12 protein-coding genes are annotated in these 16,302 nt (G+C 68.5%); 4 read left to right on the forward strand and 8 right to left on the reverse strand.

Annotated elements, in window-relative coordinates; translation table 11 throughout:
- Positions 1-2,316, reverse strand: a complete 2,316-nt coding sequence (gene bcsB, locus HZI36_RS21580; protein WP_179404699.1) for a cellulose biosynthesis cyclic di-GMP-binding regulatory protein BcsB — start codon at positions 2,314-2,316, stop codon at positions 1-3.
- Positions 2,317-3,388: 1,072 nt separating this feature from the next.
- On the opposite strand from bcsB, the gene HZI36_RS21585 reads away from it, so the two are divergent.
- Positions 3,389-4,591 carry an MFS transporter gene (locus HZI36_RS21585; protein WP_246327166.1) on the forward strand — a complete coding sequence of 401 codons (1,203 nt, stop codon included), beginning with the start codon at positions 3,389-3,391 and terminating at the stop codon, positions 4,589-4,591.
- A gap of 41 nt (positions 4,592-4,632) precedes the next feature.
- Here the strand turns inward: HZI36_RS21585 and HZI36_RS21590 are convergent, their stop codons facing one another.
- The 7 genes from HZI36_RS21590 to HZI36_RS21620 all read right to left on the reverse strand — a co-directional run bounded on the left by HZI36_RS21590 (position 4,633) and on the right by HZI36_RS21620 (position 11,813).
- Entirely contained in the window at positions 4,633-5,361 is a 729-nt protein-coding gene (locus tag HZI36_RS21590) for a maleate cis-trans isomerase family protein (RefSeq protein ID WP_179404700.1), read from the reverse strand.
- A 19-nt stretch (positions 5,362-5,380) separates the two neighbouring features.
- Positions 5,381-6,502, reverse strand: coding sequence for a CobW family GTP-binding protein (locus HZI36_RS21595; RefSeq protein WP_179404701.1), 1,122 nt, complete (start codon positions 6,500-6,502; stop codon positions 5,381-5,383).
- A 34-nt stretch (positions 6,503-6,536) separates the two neighbouring features.
- Positions 6,537-7,139 carry a UbiX family flavin prenyltransferase gene (locus HZI36_RS21600; protein WP_179404702.1) on the reverse strand — a complete coding sequence of 201 codons (603 nt, stop codon included), beginning with the start codon at positions 7,137-7,139 and terminating at the stop codon, positions 6,537-6,539.
- On the reverse strand, positions 7,136-8,560 hold the full coding sequence (locus tag HZI36_RS21605) for a UbiD family decarboxylase (RefSeq protein WP_179404703.1): 1,425 nt from the start codon (positions 8,558-8,560) through the stop codon (positions 7,136-7,138). The genes HZI36_RS21600 and HZI36_RS21605 overlap by 4 nt, the downstream gene beginning before the upstream one ends.
- 125 nt (positions 8,561-8,685) lie before the next feature.
- The gene (locus tag HZI36_RS21610) at positions 8,686-9,618 is read right to left on the reverse strand and encodes an amidohydrolase family protein (RefSeq protein WP_179404704.1); all 933 of its coding nucleotides are present in this window, start codon (positions 9,616-9,618) and stop codon (positions 8,686-8,688) included.
- Between the two features lie 35 nt (positions 9,619-9,653).
- Positions 9,654-10,556, reverse strand: a complete 903-nt coding sequence (locus tag HZI36_RS21615) for an amidohydrolase family protein (RefSeq protein ID WP_179404705.1) — start codon at positions 10,554-10,556, stop codon at positions 9,654-9,656.
- 339 nt (positions 10,557-10,895) lie between these two features.
- Positions 10,896-11,813: a LysR substrate-binding domain-containing protein gene (locus HZI36_RS21620; RefSeq protein ID WP_179404706.1), complete on the reverse strand. Its 918-nt coding sequence runs from the start codon at positions 11,811-11,813 to the stop codon at positions 10,896-10,898.
- 160 nt (positions 11,814-11,973) lie between these two features.
- Between HZI36_RS21620 and HZI36_RS21625 the strand changes: the two genes are divergently transcribed.
- From HZI36_RS21625 to HZI36_RS21635, 3 genes are all read left to right on the forward strand, one after another.
- Positions 11,974-12,447: a (2Fe-2S)-binding protein gene (locus HZI36_RS21625; protein ID WP_179404707.1), complete on the forward strand. Its 474-nt coding sequence runs from the start codon at positions 11,974-11,976 to the stop codon at positions 12,445-12,447.
- Entirely contained in the window at positions 12,444-14,720 is a 2,277-nt protein-coding gene (locus tag HZI36_RS21630) for a xanthine dehydrogenase family protein molybdopterin-binding subunit (protein WP_179404708.1), read from the forward strand. The genes HZI36_RS21625 and HZI36_RS21630 overlap by 4 nt, the downstream gene beginning before the upstream one ends.
- Before the next feature lie 123 nt (positions 14,721-14,843).
- The gene (locus HZI36_RS21635; RefSeq protein WP_179404709.1) at positions 14,844-16,250 is read left to right on the forward strand and encodes a nucleobase:cation symporter-2 family protein; all 1,407 of its coding nucleotides are present in this window, start codon (positions 14,844-14,846) and stop codon (positions 16,248-16,250) included.
- Positions 16,251-16,302: the final 52 nt, after the last annotated feature.

Raw genomic sequence — 16,302 nt, forward strand, 5'->3', positions numbered from 1 at the left:
TCAGATCCCCCGGCGGCGCGCGGCGATCCGCTGCAGCACGCTGAACACGCCGAGCGCGAGCAGCAGGCCGGCCGCGACGCCGATCACGCCGAGCGCGACCGGATGCCGCGCCGCATGCGTCCACAACCGCGCATACCACGGCACGAAGCCGACGACGTACGGTTCCGCGACGCGTGCACTGTCGATCTCGTCACCGTGCACCAGCGCGACGTCGCCCTGGAATTTCGCGATGAGGCCCGGCTTCTGGAACGCGTCGAGCAATTCGCCGAGATGCGCGCGATCGGTCGCCGTCAGCGCGACGACGCTGCGCCCGCGGCTGCCCGGTAGCTCGAAGCCGAGCAGCGCCGCGAGCGCGCCGTTCTGCTCGAGCCGCGCGCCGCCATCCGGCATGCCCGCGCCGTTGCGCCAGCGCTCGTTGATCGAGAACGCGACGCGCGTGCCACCCACGCCCGCCCGCTCGCCGATCACGAGCGGCAGCGACGCGCGCCAGCGCTCGAGCAGCGGGAACGACGCGGTGCCGTCGATCACGAGCAGATCCTTCTTCACGATCGCGGCTGCGTCGCCGGGCCGCACGACCTGCACGCGCAGCGCCGGAAAACCGGTCCATTCGCCCATGTGGCCGAGCATCGTCAGATACGCTTCGAGCTCCTGCGGCGACGGCTTGTCGCCGAGCACGACCGCGGTCTCCGACAGGTCCGCATAGCGCGTGAACGGGAAGCCGCTGTTCGCGAAATACGCGAGGTTCGGCAATTGCGCGTAGTGAACGAAGTGCGAGAAGTCGATCGTCGAATCGGGATCGACGGCCGCCTGCTGCGGCTCGACCGCCCCCGCCGAGCACAGCCCGGTGCGCTGCGAGTCGAGCGTGAAGCGAAGCTGCAGCTGGTTGCCGCTGCCGACGCGGAACGCCGGGATGTCGACGTCGCTCGTCACGCGCCCGTCCGGCACCGACAGCAGCGGCAGTTGCAGGCGGCCGCGCGCGTCCTCCGCGCGCGCCGGCGCGAGCCGGTACGACTTCACGAGCTGCTCGTTGATCTCGACCGCGAGCGTCGAGTCGTCCTGCGCGACGGGCGCCGTGTAGCGGTAGCGCAGCGCGATCGGCACGCCGGAGCCGTTCCACGAATGCAGGTCGGCCGGCACGCGCAGATTCAGCCGGATCGGCTCCGGCGACGTGCCGCGCACCTCGAGGTCGTGCGGATCCGACACCAGTTCGCGGAACGTCACCGGGCGATCGGTCGGCAGCCAGCGCGGCGCGTCGTATGGCTTGCGCGGCGCACCGAGATCGACGTGCGCGACCGTCGCGGACGGCCCCGACAGCGCCGCGCGGCCGAGCACGAGCGTGTCGACCGCGTCGTCGACCTCGGCCGCCGTGCGGCCGGTCACGAGCAGCAGCTTGCGGCCGGGCGCGGCCGGGTTGTCGGCGATCGCGAGCGTCGGGCCGTTGATGGCCGGCAGCGACAGTCCGGCCGGCAGCGTCGACGCGGTGCCGATCACGACCGCCTGATCGTCGGCCGGCAACGTCGCCGACACCGGGAAGCGCGCGTGCCGGTAGTCGGCGAGCGCGCCGAACCACGACGCGAGCACGCCCGCGCTGCGCAGCGTCGCGGTATCCGGCGACGCGGGCAGCACGAACGGCACGCGCACGAGCCCGTTGTCGCGGCGATCGAAGAACGGCGCGGGCAGCAGCGCGAGATCGTTCGGCAGCTTGACTTCGGATTCGTCGAGAATCAGCGCGCTCGTCGGGCTCACGTCGGCCCACAGCGACGAATTCGACGGATCCTCGCAGTGATCGAGCGTGTAATGCGCGATCAGCCTCAGCCCGATCTGGTTGAAGTCGGAGAAGAAGCGCGGGTCGATCGGAATGTCCTGCGTGACCGGGCGGCCCGCGTGCGCGGCGTCGAACGGCACCGTCGCGACCACCTCGCCGTTGATCGACACTTTCAGGTGCGACATCGGGAACACGAGCGACGGCGAATACGCGTAGGTCAGCCGCAGCCGCGCGGCGGTGACGACGCGGTCGAGCCGCACGCCGACGTTGACGGTACGCGCGTCGTCGGCGCCGCGCAGCCGCAGCGGCTCGAACGCGCCGAGCGTCGCGAACGGCAATTGCGCGGTGACGGCCGGCCCCGCGGGTATGGCGGATGCGGGCGGCGCGGCGCCGAGCGCGCTCGGTGCGGCGGCGATGGCGGACGCCGGTGCCGTGGCGGCGATGGCGGGTGCTGGCGCAGTGGCACCGGTGGCGGCCGACAGGCAGGCGGCATAGCCCGCGACAACAACGGCAACGGCGGATACGGCAAACGATACGACCGGCTTTTTCATGGGCGGCTCCGTTTCACTATTCCGGTGACAACGTCACGCAACGCGAATACGAAAGCGCTAAATCCGCGGATAAAACTCCAATCGCTCCCCCTCGATATCCTGGCTCGTATTGGTCGGGCGCCGACGCCACCCGCCGCCGCGAGCGCCCGGCACTGGGCGCTGGCAGACCTGTGCGCGCCGATCGCGGCGCGCGATATGTCGCATTAAATCCGGAAATCACCCTAATTGGCAAATGCTGGCTCGTTACGACCTGCTTCGTGAAACTCTATTTGAGCGCATCCGTCGACATCGCCACCCCGCCGCCCAGGACTTTCGCATGAAGGCTCCTGCTGGCCAAAGCGGCTTGACGATAGCCGGCGGTTGTAAGCAAAACAAGCGCGGCGGTCGGTGGCCCGGGCGCGGAGGCTAAACCGTCGGGCGCGGCCGTCGGAGGTCGAAGCGCGGAGGTTAAACCGTCGGGCGCGGCCGTCGGAGGTCGACGCGTGGAGGTAAAACCGCCGGGCGCGACCGTCGGAGGTCGACGCGCGGAGGCTAAACCGTCAGGCGCGACCGTCGGAGGTCGACGCGCGGAGGTAAAACCGCCGGGCGCGACCGTCGGAGATCGACGCGCGGAGGTAAAACCGTCGAGCGCGGCCGTCGGAGGTCGAAGCGCGGAGGTAAAACCGTCGGACGCGGCCGTCGGAGGTCGGGGGGCGCGGCCGTCGGAGCTCGACGCGCGGCGGTTAATCCGTCGAGCTCGGCCGTTGGAGGTCGACGCGCGGAGGTTAAACCGCCGGGCGCGGCCGTCAGAGCTCGGGGGCGCGGAGGTAAAACCGTCGGGCGCGGCCTTCAGAGGTCGAAGCACGGAGGTAAAACCGTCGTGCGCGGCCTTCAATGGTCGAAGCGCGAAGATAAAACCGTCGGGCGCGGCTGTCGTAGGTCCGCGCGCCGGCCGCGCCGATCGATATGTTTTTCATATGAATGCGGTATCGATTCGATATTTCACATATCGAACGGGATTTCCTACCATCCGACCGAGCCGATTCGAACCGAACTGAACCGAATTGAACCAATGACGCCGTCGGAGACGTCGATGCAGGAAAACACCCGCCTCACGCGTGGGATGGCCGCGCTGTTCGCGCTCGCGTGCGGCGTGATCGTCGCGAACGTGTATTACGCGCAGCCGCTGCTCGCGACGATCGCGGCCGCGTTCGGCCGCCCGGTGGCCGACCTCGGCTATCTCGTCACGCTTACGCAGCTCGGCTACGCGGGCGGGTTCGTGCTGATCGTGCCGCTCGGCGACGTCGTCGACCGCCGCGCGCTCGTGCTGCGCCTCGTCGCCGCGAACGTCGTCGCGCTGCTGACGATCGTGTTCAGCCCGAACTACGCGACGTTCGCCGCCGGCTGCATCCTGCTCGGCGTCACGTCGTGCTCGACGCAGATCCTGATCCCGATGGCCGCGTCGCTCGCCGAGCCGGCATCGCGCGGCCGCGCGGTCGGCATCGTGATGAGCGGGCTGCTGCTCGGCGTGCTGCTCGCGCGGATCGTCGCCGGCTACGTCGCCTACTGGTCGAGCTGGCGCACGATCTACGCGCTCGCGGCCGTGGCCGGCATCGCGCTCGCCGCGGTGCTCGCGGCCGTGCTGCCGACGCAGGCGCGGCAGGCGCAGCCGGCCGCGCGCTTTCGCTACGTCGAGCTGATCGCGTCGCTCGCGCGGCTGATGCGGCGCGAGCCGCTGCTCGCGCTGCGCTCCGTGTATGGCGCGCTCGCGTTCGCGTGTTTCAGCGTCGTGTGGACCGGGCTCACGTTCGTGCTGAGCCGCCCGCCGTACGCGTACGACGACGCAAAGATCGGCCTGTTCGGAATCGTCGGCGTGCTCGGCGCGCTCGCCGCGCAGTCGGCTGGCCGGCTCGTCGATCGCGGGCACGAGAACCGGGCGACCGGCGCGTTCGCGGCCGCGATCCTGCTGTCGTTCGCGCTGCTCGCGGGCGGCGCCGCGTCGCTGCCGCTGCTCGTCGCGGGCGTGCTGCTGCTCGACGTCGGCGTGCAGGGGCTGCACATCTCGAACCAGAGCGTGATCTATGCACTCGACGCGAACGCGCGCAGCCGGATCACGACCACGTATCTCGCGAGCTACTTCGTCGGCGGCGCGATCGGGTCGAGCGCAGCCGGCGCCGCGTATGCGGCCGACGGGTGGCCCGGCGTCTGCGCGGCGGGCGGCGCGCTGGCCGGCGCCGCCGTGCTCGTCTGGCTCGGCACGCAGCAAGCGCTGCGCTCACGGATGTTCGAGCGCTGACCGGGTCGAGCGGCTGTACAGCGTAGAGGCCGAAGCGACGCTCAATCGACGTCGCTGAATAACCGCCCCCAGCCGCGCACGCCGCGCGGGTCGACGCCCGCGATCCGCAGCGATTGCCAGACGGCGGTGGCGACCGTGTCGTAGATCGGAATACCGGTTTCGGCCTCGAGCGCGTCGACGAGATGCGCGGCGTACAGGTTCGTGCAGAACGTCGTGATCGCTTGCGGCTCGGTGGCCGCGAGCTCGCGCACCATCGCGCGGAGCTGCGCTTCGCCGACATCCGCGAAGCTGTGGTTCACGTGCAGCCCGAGATGCCGCTCGGCCGAGCAGTCGAAGCCATGCCGCGCGTAGTTCGCGACGATCCTGTGCTGCACGTCGTCGACGTACGGTGTCGCGAGGCCGAAGCGGCGCGCGCCCGTGCGTGCGAGGATCTCGTTCAGCGCGAGCACCGACGTCGTCGCCGGGATGCCGGTCGCGTCCGTGATCTGCCGGCACAGCGCGTCGTCGCGATCGAAGCCGAGCCAGCCCGACGACGTGCCGCTCCACGCGATCACGTCGACGCGCGCGTCCGCGAGCAGGCGCGCGGCGGCGAGAATCGGGTCGAGGTCGAACTGGCCGGTCGCCTGCGCGCTCAACGAAATCTCGGTGACCGTGAAGCGCGAGAAATGCGCGCTGACGCCGCTCAGGCCGGCGATCATCGCGCTCGTCAACGGCTCGAGCGCGGTGTTCGACGACGGCGTCAGCATGCCGAGACGGATGCGTTTGCTCATTGAATCGGGCTCCGAATCATCACGCGGCCGCGCCGGCGAGCTCACGCGACGCGCACAGATCGAGCAGCACCTTCAGCCGCTGGCGATCGAGGTGGCGGCCGATGAACACGATCTTGCTGTCGCGCGTGTCGTCCGCCCACGACTCGGCCGGATGCAGGTCGAGCTGCCGGTGCACCGCCTGCACGACGTGGCGCCGGTCGTCGCCCGCGATGTCGAAGATCCCCTTCATCCGGAACACGTCGTCGCCCTGCGCGGCGAGCAACGCGCGCAGGCCCGCTTCGAGGCGCGCGCGGTCGAACGGCCGGTCGAACACGAGCGACACCGAGCTCACCGACGGATCGTGGCGGTGCGCGTGATCGTGGCCGTCATGATCGCCGTCGTGGTCGTGATCACAGCTGGCGTCGCACACGTGGTCGTGATCATGGTGGCCGTGCGCGTGGCCGTGATCGTGTTCGTCATGCGAATGCGCATGCGCGTCGAGCGCGCCGACCGACGGCGTGAAGCCGCCGATCCCGAGGATCTTCGTCAGATCGACCTGCGCGTAATTCGAGCGCAGGATCTGCGCGCCCTCGTTCAGCTTGTGCAGCCGCGCTTCGAGCGCGCCGATCGCCGCGTCCGCCACGAGGTCGGTCTTGTTCACGATGATCCGGTCGGCCGCGACGATCTGGTCGACCGCCTGGTTGTCGAACCCGCGCAGCTGCGGATCGTCGAGATGGCTTTCGATGTGCAGCGCGTCGACGAGCGTCACGACGCCGTCAAGCACGACCTGCCGCGCGACGTCGTGATCCATGAAGAACGTCGCGGCCACCGGCGTCGGATCGGCGAGGCCGCTCGTCTCGACGAGGATGTGATCGAACTTCTCCGGCCGTTCGAGCAGCTTCTGCAGGATCTTCACGAGATCGGTGCGCACGTCGACCGTGCAGCAGATGCAGCCGTTCGTCATCTGGAAGATTTCCTCGTCGGACGTCATCACGAGATCCGAATCGACGTCGACTTCGCCGAACTCGTTCTCGATCACCGCGATCCGGTAGCCGTGCCGCTCGGTCAGGATGTGATTCAGGAGCGTCGTCTTGCCCGAGCCGAGAAAACCGGTCAGGATCGTGACCGGCACCGGCGGCGCTTGCGTGTTGAACTGGCTCATCGTGTGTGCTCCTTCAGCAGATTCGGGAAATGGCTCATGCAGCATCGGCATCGGCGCGCAGCCCCTGCCAGCGGCCGACGAGCCCTTCGTGGTCGATATCGAACAGGTCGAGCACGCGCCCGACCGTGTGGTCGACGATGTCGTCGACCGTTTTCGGATGGTTGTAGAACGCGGGCACCGGCGGCAGCACGATCGCGCCCGCCTCGGTCACGGTCGTCATGTTGCGCAGATGCACGAGATTGAGCGGCGTCTCGCGCGCGAGCAGCACGAGCTTGCGGCGCTCCTTCAGCATCACGTCGGCCGCGCGCGTGATCAGGTTGTCCGCGAGGCCGGTCGCGATCGCCGCGAGCGTGCGCATCGAGCACGGCGCGATCGCCATCCCGTCGCAGCGGAACGATCCGCTCGCGAGCGACGCGCCGATGTCGCGCACGTTGTGCACGACGTGCGCGAGCGCCTCGATGTCGCGCCGCCCCATCCCGAGCTCGTGGCCGGCGGTCAGCAGGCCCGACGGCGACATCACGAGATGCGTTTCGACGGGCGCCACGCAGCCGTCGGCTCGTGCGAGCTGCTGCAGCAGCCGCACGCCGTACACCGCGCCGCTCGCGCCGGTGATCGCGACGATCAGGCGCTTCTTCATAGGCTGCCCCGCAACGCCTGCGGCCGCATCGCGGCAAGCATCTGTGCGGCGCGTGTCATCGCGTCGGCGCCGATCTTCGCGCGCACGCCGTCGAAGTTCGGGCCGCGCGTCGCGTCGAGCCCCATCCGCGACGTCGTGCCGACGCCCGACGCGGACGGATCGAGCGCGCTGCCCGGCAGGCCGTCGACGATCACGACGTCGAGATGCGGCTGCAGATGCGTCGCGATCGCCCACAGCACCTCCTCGTCGCGCGTGACGTCGACATCCGCGTCGACCGCGACGACGTTCTTCAGATACGGATCCCAGCCGAGCAGCCCGAGCATCACCTGGCGCGCCTCGCCGGGCCGCGACTGCTTCAGCGCGACGTACGCGTGAAAGTGCGTGCCCGACGACGGATAGTGCACCGCGGTCACGCTCGGGAAGCGCTCCTTCAGCTTCTCGACCATCTCCGATTCGCGCGGAATGCGGCCGAGGTTCAGATGCTCGGCCGAGTTGCCGCCCATCACGTCGATCAGCAGCGGATCGCGCCGGCGCAGCACGCTCTCGACGCGAAACAGGTTGTTCGTCGAGCGGTCGGACGAATAGCCGGTGAACTCGCCGAACGGCCCTTCGTCCGCGCGCGCATGCGGATCGATCACGCCTTCGAGCACGAACTCGGCGTACGCGGGCACCGCGATGCCGTGGCGCGGCGTCTTCACGACGTCGAGCGGCGCGCCGAACAGGCCGCCCGCGACGTGCCGCTCGTCGACGCCGTACGGCAGCCGCGCGGCGCCCGCGAGCATGAACAGCGGATGCGCGCCGATCACCATCGCGACCGGCAGCGGCTTGCCGAGCGCCTGCGCGCGCTGCAGCATCCGCCACAGATGGCCGCGCGAATGCAGGCTCGTCGCGATCTCGGTCGGCGAATGCAGCATCGACCGGTGATAGCTGGCGTTGCCGATTCCCGTCTCCGGGTCGTCGGCGATCAGGATCGCGTTCGTGATGTACGGGCCGCGATCCGTGTCGAAATGCTTGATCGTCGGGATCGTGGTCAGATCGACGCGCTCGGTCTCGACCGATTCGAGCACCGGGCCGTCGGACACGACGCGCGGCGGCATCATCCGCCGGCTGCGCGCCTGGAATTCAGCGTGCAGCGCGCTGACGTTCACGTCGAGCATCCACGCGATGCGCTTTCTCGACGCGAACACGTTGGTGACGAGCGGCGTGGGCCAGCCGTCGACCTGCTCGAACGCGAGCAGCGGATGACGGCCCTGCGCGGCGAGCTGCCAGACGAGCGCGGTCGGCTCCTGGTCCGCGCTCACGCGCTCGCGGATCGTCAGCACGTCTTCGGGATGCGCGGCCCGATAGCCGGCGAGGAAATGGCGGAAGTCCTGCGGATCTGCGCTGGCGCAGTCGAGCGCGGACGAACGGGACGATGTCATGGTTCGGGTTCCTTGTCATCAGCCTTTCAACGGCGTGGCGCCGTTGCGCTCGGCTGCGATCGCGGGCCGGTGCAGGGATCGACAGGGATCCTGCAGGCACCGGCCCGCCGCATGGCCTGCGCGGCCTACGACTGCGCGGCGACGTCGTCGAGCGACGCGTAGCTGTCGGTCAGGCGCAGCTTCGCTTCCTCGAGGTTGCGCGGCGGCGGCGACGGCTTGATGCCGACGAGGCGCGCGATGTTGTTGCCCATGTAGTCCTCGAGGCCGTCCTCGTCGAGATCCATCCCCTGCGGCGCGGGCCCGCACAGCATCTCGAGCTCGCGCAGCCACATGCCGGGCTCGTTCGGCGGCGAATCGGTGCCGAATACGATCTTGCTGCGCTTCAGCTCGCGCGCGAACTCGACGATCCGCGACTGGAAGCACCAGCCCGATTCGCAGACGACGTTCGGCGTGTCCATCGCCATCCAGAACGCCTCGAACGAGTAGTTGCCGCCCGTCTGGATACCGAAGTGTCCGATGATGAAGTTCACCATCGGGAACTCGCGGATGATCGGATAGAACATCGTCGGAATCGTGTACGGGCCGTCGCCGGTGTGGATCAGCACGACGATGTTGTACTTCGCGCACATCTTCATCGCGGGGCGCAGCCAGTCGAGCGCGCGGTCCGGACGGTAGCCGTGCATGTTCGCGTGCAGCTTCAGCATCTTGAAGCCGTACTCCTTCACGTGGAATTCGAGTTCCAGCGCGCCCTCTTCCGGGCCCCAGCGCGGATTGAACGTGAAGTTGCCGATGAAGCGGTCCGGATACTTCTGGCAGAGCTCCGCGATGTACGACATGTAGTCGCGGATGCCTTCGCGGCCGCGCCGGTTGCCGTCGCGATAGCCGGTGTTGCCGGGCGGCGGCTGGATGAAGCCCATGTCGATGCGGCGCGGCTTGCCGTTGATGATGTACGGGCCGTCCATCATCTTCAGCAGGCGCTCGCCGGTAAACGGCGTGCCGGTGTGGCGCCACGCCTCGTCGACGAGATTGGTCGGGTGCAGATGGGTATCGATGATCATGCTGGTGCTCCGGGTTCGTGTGGCGGGACGGGCGCTCAGGCCGCGAGCAGCGCGTGCGCTTCTTCGACGGTCTTCGGCGCGGGCGTCGGTTCGAGGCCGATCATCCGGGCGGTGTTGTTGCCCAGATAATCCTCGAGCGTCTCCTCGTCGAGATTGAGCCCTTGCGGCGGCTCGAAGCACAGCACTTCGAGCAGGCGCAGCCACATCCCCGGTTCGTTCGGCGGCGTGTCGGAGCCGAACAGGATCTTGTGCTTCGGCAGCACCTTCGCGAACTCGACGATCCGCGACTGCAGGCACCAGCCCGATTCGCAGTACACGTTCGGCAAGTCCATCGCGAGCTGGAACGGCTCGAAGCAGTAGACGCCGCCCGTCTGCACGCCGAAGTGCGCCATGATGAAGTTGACGGTCGGGAATTCCTTGATCATCGGCACCCACTCGGTCGGGATGCTGTACGGGCCGTCGCCGGTGTGCAGCTTCACGAGCACGCCGAGCTCCGCGCATTTCGCGAGCGCGGGACGCAGCCAGTCGAGCGCGCGGTCCGGACGGTACGCGTGCATGTTCGCCTGGAACTGCACCATCTTGAAGCCGAGCTTGCGCACGTAGTGGTCGATCGCGTTGACGCCGTTCTCGACGCCGCAGCGCGGGTTGTACACGAAGCAGCCGATGAAGCGCTCCGGATACCGCTTCACCATCTCGACCGTGTACGCCATGTACGCGTCGATCGATTCGCTGCCCGACTTCACGCCGTCGGTGTACGTGTAGATCGTGTTGCCTTGCGGCGGCTGGATGAATGCCTTGTCGACGCGACGCGGCTTGCCGTTGATCAGGAACGGGCCGTCCATCATCTTGATCAGGCGCTCGCCGGTGAACGGGTCGCCGTCGTGCCGCCACGCGAGATCGACGAGATTCGTCGGGTAGCAGCTTGTGTCGATAATCATGCGGGCTCTCCTCGCAGTGCTTGACGTGGAACGCAGCAGACCACGGCGCTTGGCGCTGCCGCATTGGCGACACGCGTGCCGTTCGGACTGCCTCGGTTTCGGGAGCACTGTGAGAGCGGCGAAGGCTTCGATTGGCGCCACTGACAGAGACTCCGTCAGTGAGCAATCTCCAGATGAACGTTCGCGGCGTTGCGCCGCTGCTTGTTCAATCGACCGCTTCTACCCACGGCCGAATCATGCAGCGGGCGAAATTCCTTTGTCAAGCGCGCGATGCGAAATTTCCGTTCCTCATCCCGCTGCGCTGCACCGCATCGCATCGCATGGCGCGTACCGGCACATTCATTCGGCATCCGCATCTTTCGCCGCGACCTCGCGGCGCCATGCGTCGGTCGTTTCGGCGAGCAGCGCGAGGAAGCGCTCGAGCGCGGGCAGCGTGTCGTCGCGGCGCACGGTCGCGTACAGATCGGCGTTGATCGAACGCTCGTCCATGCCGACGAACACGACGTTCTCGCGCGGCGTCGTCGACAGCGACTCGGGCAGGATGCTGACGCCGACGCCCGCGCCGACGAGGCTCAGCACCGTCTCCGGATCGATCGATTCGTGCAGCACGCGCGGCTGAAAGCCGTCGCGCACGCACGCGGCGAGCACGTCGCGGATGATCGGGCTCTGCGTGTTCAGCAGCACGAACGCGTCGTTCGCGAGCGCCTTCAGCGCGATCCGGCGGCGCCGGGCGAGCGGATGCCCGCCCGGCAGCGCGGCCATCAGCGGCTGCGGATAGACGCGGATCGAGTGCAGCTCGCTGCGCTCCGTCGCGTTGCACGCGAAGCCGACATCGATCTTGCCGTTCAGCAGCGCCTCCTGCTGCTGGTCCGGCAGCAGCTCGTGCAGCGTCCATTCGACTTCCGGATTGCGCTTCTGGAACAGGTGCATCGTGCGCGGCAGCGGGCCGTACATCACCGAGTTGATGATCCCGATCCGGATGTAGCCCTCGAGCCCGTCCGCGACGCGGCGCACGAGTTTCTCGACCGAATCGCAGTCGCTGACGATGCTGCGCGCACGCACGAGCAGCGCCTCGCCGGCGCGCGTGAGCCGCGCACCGTGGCGGCCGCGCACGAACAGCGTGACGCGCAGCGAATCCTCCAGCGCCATGATCTGCTGGCTCAGCGGCGGCTGCGAGATGTGCAGGCGCTCGGCCGCGCGGCTGAAGTTGCCCTCCTCCGCGACCGCGATGAAGTAGCGCAACTGCCTCAAATCCATATGAACCTCGTATCGAATGGATTCCGAAATCGTATTTCACATATCGAATTTGTGCACATAGGCTTTACCCACACCGCGAAAAAACGCCGTGGCCGGCCGCCTGCGATGCGACCGGCGGAACGACACGCATCGCCGCGCAACGCGGCGATCTGGAGACGACATGACAAAGTTGAACGTGAACGGCACCGACCTCGCGGTCGATGCGCCGCTCGATACGCCGCTGCTCTGGGTACTGCGCGACAGCCTCCATCTGACGGGAACCAAGTTCGGCTGCGGGATGGGCCTGTGCGGCGCGTGCACCGTGCATCTCGAAGGCGCCGCGGTGCGCGCGTGCCAGATGCCGCTCGCGGCGGTCGCCGGCAAGCGGATCACGACGATCGAAGGCCTCGGCACGCCCGACGCGCTGCACGCGGTGCAGCAGGCGTGGCGCGACGAGGACGTGCCGCAGTGCGGCTACTGCCAGTCCGGCCAGTTGATGTCGGCGGCCGCGCTGCTCGCGACGACGCCTCATCCGAGCGACGGCGACATCGATGCGGCGATGGCAGGCAACATCTGCCGCTGCGGCACCTACGACCGCATCCGCCGCGCGATCCATCGCGCGGCAGGCGCATTGCGCGAAAGGGCTGCGGCATGAAGCGCGACGACACCCTCACCGTCACCGCGCCGGCCTCGGGCGGCCGTCGCCGCTTTCTTCAGACGGGCGCGGCGCTCGCGGGCGGGCTGCTGCTCGAGCTCGGCGGCGCCGGCATCCGCAGCGCGCACGCGGCCCCGATCACCGACAGCACCGCCGGCCGCTTCGCGCCGAACGCCTGGGTGCGGATCGCGCCGGACAACCAGGTGCTGCTCGTCGTGCACAAGTTCGACAGCGGCACCGGCGTGAAGAACGCGCTCGGCATGATGCTCGCCGACGAACTCGACGCGGACTGGTCGCACGTGCGCGTAATCCAGCCCGACGACCCGCTCGCGAAAGCGTACATCCATCCGCTGTGGGGCATGCACGCGACGGGCGGCAGCACGAGCGTGTCGCTCGAATGGACGACGCTGCGCCGCGCGGGCGCGACCGCGCGCGCGATGCTCGTCGCCGAGGCCGCGAAGCGCTGGTCCGTCGATCCGGCGAGCCTCAAGACGTCGGCCAGCGAAGTGATCGATCCCGCGAGCGGACGGCGCTTCACGTACGGCGAACTCGCGACCGGCGCCGCGACGCAGCCGGTGCCCGCGCAGGTGACGCTGAAGCGCCCCGACCAGTTCACGCTGATCGGCAAGCCGCGCCGCAGCTATCGCGTCGTCGACAAGCTCACCGGCCGCGCGCAGTACGCGATCGACGTGAACCTGCCGGGGATGCTGACCGCGATCGTGGTTCATCCCCCCGTCGTCAACGCGCGCGTGAAGTCGTTCAACGCGGCCGAGGTGAAGGCCTTGCCCGGCGTGCACGACGTGTTCGCGCTCGACATCCCCGACGTGATCGCGCATTTCCGTCCCGACCATGCGCCGGCGGCCGTCGCGAACGGCGCGTGCCAGCCCGGCGTCGCGATCGTCGCCGATCACTTCTGGGCCGCGCAGCGCGCGCGCAAGGTGCTGAAGGTCGAATGGGCGGACAGCGACTTCGCGCACTTCGATTCCGACGACGTCGTGCGCGAGATGAGCCGGCGCGTCGACGAGCCCGGCAAGAAATCCAGCGAGAAAGGCGACGCGAACGGCGCGTTCGCGCAGGCCGCGAAGGTGGTCGAGGCGGTGTACACGATGCCGTACAAGGCGCACGCTCAGATGGAGCCGCAAAGCATCGTCGCATGGGTGAAGCCGGACACGGTCGAGTACTGGGGCGGCATTCAGGTGCCGTCGCGCTGCGCGCAGGCGTCCGAGACGATCGCCGGCGTGCCGCGCGACAAGATCCGCATTCATCTGACCGAGGCCGGCGGCAGCTTCGGCTCGCGCGAAGGGCTGCATCAGGTGCTCGAAGTCACCTACATCTCGAAGCGCGTCGGCAGGCCCATCAAGCTGCTGTACAGCCGCGAGGACGACATCCGCGGCCTGTACTACCAGAGCGCGAGCGTGCACAAGGCGCGCGCGGCGCTCGACGCGTCGGGCCACGTCACCGGCTTCAGCCTGCGCGCGGTGGTGCCGTCGATCAAGGAGCCCGACGATCCCGGCTTCCTCGTGAAATTCCCGGTCGACCCGAGCTGCACCGAAAGCATGCGCGCGGATTTTCACTACGACATTCCCGCGCTCGATCTCGCGTGGGTGCGTCACGAGCCGGGCTTTCCGATCTGGTGGTGGCGCGCGGTCAGCTTCGTGCCGAACGTGTTCGCGATCGAGAGCGTGGTCGACGAGGCCGCGCATGCGGCCGGCCAGGATCCGGTCGCGTATCGCCGCGCGATGCTGTCGAGCCGCCCCGCGCTCGCCGCGGTGCTCGACCGCGCGGCGACGCTCGCCGGCTGGACGCCGCATGGCACGCAGGGCACACGCGACGCGGACGGCACGCAGCGCGGGATGGGCGTCGCGATCTACAACGGCTACCAGAGCTTCATCGCGATCGTCGCGGAGGTCGCGGTGAAGGATCGCGAGATCGCGGTGCGCAAGGTCACGTGCGTCGTCGACTGCGGGATCGCGGTCGATCCGGGCTCGGTGCACCAGCAGCTCGCGGGCGGCATTCACTGGGGCGTGTCGACCGCGCTGATGAACGCGGTGCACATCGAGCGCGGGCAGGTGCGCGAAAGCAACTTCCACGACTACCCGGTGCTGCGCATCCACGAGGCGCCCGTCGTCGAGATCGCGCTGATGCCGCCGACGGATCGGCAGCCGGGCGGCATCGGCGAGCTGTCGAATCCGCCCGTCGTGCCGGCGATCGGCAACGCGATCTTCGCGGCGACCGGCCAGCGCTTGCGCGCGACGCCGTTCACGCTCGCATGAACGTGCGCCGGCGCGTGGCGACACGCGCCGGACACACGCCGGTTGCGTGTCGACAGACGCCGGCGCCGCTGTAACGATCCTCAACAGAACAGGCAACCTGCCAGACAGCAAGGAGACGTACAGATGTCCGCTCAAATCGTTCAGGCACGCGATGAAACCGCTCCCGTCGACCGCGTGCCGACGCCGCCGATGCTGTTCATGCTCGGGCTGCAGCACGTGCTCGTGATGTACATCGGCGCGATCGCGGTGCCGATGATCATCGCGAGCGCGCTGAAACTGCCGAAGGAATCGATCGCTGTGCTGATCAACGCGGATCTGTTCACATGCGGGATCGCGACGATCCTGCAGTCGGGCGGCTTCTGGCGGTTCGGCGTGCGGATGCCGGTGATGCAGGGCGTCGCGTTCAGCGCGGTGCCGCCGATCCTCGTGATCGCGACGTCGCCGGGGCTCGGGCTGACCGCGGTGATCGGGGCGGTGATCGCGGGCGGCGTGCTGACGATGCTGCTGTCGCCGGTGTTCGGCCGGCTCGTGAGGTTCTTTCCGCCGATCGTCGGCGGCTCGATCGTGATGGTGGTCGGGCTGTCGCTGTTCCCGGTCGGCGTGAACTGGATCGGCGGCGGCAAGGGCGCGCCCGACTTCGGCGCGCCGCACAATCTCGCGCTCGCCGCGTTCGTGTTCGTGATGATCATCGCGATCAACCGCTGGCTGAAGGGCTTCTGGTCGAACGTGTCGGTGCTGCTCGCGCTCGCGATCGGGATGATCGTCGCGATCCCGTTCGGGATGGTCAACTTCCGCGGCGTCGCGCAGGCGCCGATGCTCGACATGATCAAGCCGTTCTACTTCGGGATGCCGGTGTTCGATCCGATCGCGGTCGGCACGATCGTCGTCGTGATGGTCATCATCATGATCGAGTCGATGGGGCTGTTCATCGCGACCGGCGACGTCGTCGGCAAGACGCTGTCGGCGCGCGAGATGACGAACGGGCTGCGCGCGAACGGGCTCGCGAGCATCGTCGGCGGCATCTTCAATGGCTTCCCGTACACGATCTACAGCCAGAACATCGGCCTGCTCGTCGTCACCGGCGTGAAGAGCCGCTGGGTCGCGGTCGCGGCCGGCGTGATCCTGTGCCTGCTCGGGCTGCTGCCGAAGCTCGCGACGATCGTCGCGTCGGTGCCGCTGCCCGCGCTCGGCGGCGCCGCGCTGTTCATGTTCGGCGTCGTCACCGCGACCGGCGTGAAGACGCTCGCGCGTGTCGACTTCGAAAGCGGGCGGCGCAATCTGTACATCATCGCGTCGACGCTCGCGATCTCGCTGCTGCCGACGTTCGCGCCGGCGCTGTTCCAGAAACTGCCCGCGTGGATCCAGCCGATCCTGCACAGCAGCATCCTGCTCGCGTGCGTGACGTCGGTCGGGCTGAACCTGCTGTTCAATGGCCTCGCGCGCAGCGATCCGCACGCGCAGCGCGACGTGGAGGCGGATGTGGACGTGGATACGGACGCGAGCCCGTCGATGGAGCTCGCGAAGCACTGATCGCACCGGCGCGCAACGCGTCAAATGAAAAGCGCGGAGGCGTCACCGGCCT

Origin of the sequence: Burkholderia guangdongensis, from assembly GCF_013403875.1 — a bacterium.
GTDB lineage: Bacteria > Pseudomonadota > Gammaproteobacteria > Burkholderiales > Burkholderiaceae > Burkholderia > Burkholderia guangdongensis.

Excerpts from the sequence above, each read along its gene's own strand:
- bcsB (WP_179404699.1), bottom strand. The coding sequence starts at position 2,316 with ATGAAAAAGCCGGTCGTATCGTTTGCCGTATCCGCCGTTGCCGTTGTT.
- HZI36_RS21585 (WP_246327166.1), top strand. The coding sequence starts at position 3,389 with ATGCAGGAAAACACCCGCCTCACGCGTGGGATGGCCGCGCTGTTCGCG.
- HZI36_RS21590 (WP_179404700.1), bottom strand. The coding sequence starts at position 5,361 with ATGAGCAAACGCATCCGTCTCGGCATGCTGACGCCGTCGTCGAACACC.
- HZI36_RS21595 (WP_179404701.1), bottom strand. The coding sequence starts at position 6,502 with ATGAGCCAGTTCAACACGCAAGCGCCGCCGGTGCCGGTCACGATCCTG.
- HZI36_RS21600 (WP_179404702.1), bottom strand. The coding sequence starts at position 7,139 with ATGAAGAAGCGCCTGATCGTCGCGATCACCGGCGCGAGCGGCGCGGTG.
- HZI36_RS21605 (WP_179404703.1), bottom strand. The coding sequence starts at position 8,560 with ATGACATCGTCCCGTTCGTCCGCGCTCGACTGCGCCAGCGCAGATCCG.
- HZI36_RS21610 (WP_179404704.1), bottom strand. The coding sequence starts at position 9,618 with ATGATCATCGATACCCATCTGCACCCGACCAATCTCGTCGACGAGGCG.
- HZI36_RS21615 (WP_179404705.1), bottom strand. The coding sequence starts at position 10,556 with ATGATTATCGACACAAGCTGCTACCCGACGAATCTCGTCGATCTCGCG.
- HZI36_RS21620 (WP_179404706.1), bottom strand. The coding sequence starts at position 11,813 with ATGGATTTGAGGCAGTTGCGCTACTTCATCGCGGTCGCGGAGGAGGGC.
- HZI36_RS21625 (WP_179404707.1), top strand. The coding sequence starts at position 11,974 with ATGACAAAGTTGAACGTGAACGGCACCGACCTCGCGGTCGATGCGCCG.
- HZI36_RS21630 (WP_179404708.1), top strand. The coding sequence starts at position 12,444 with ATGAAGCGCGACGACACCCTCACCGTCACCGCGCCGGCCTCGGGCGGC.
- HZI36_RS21635 (WP_179404709.1), top strand. The coding sequence starts at position 14,844 with ATGTCCGCTCAAATCGTTCAGGCACGCGATGAAACCGCTCCCGTCGAC.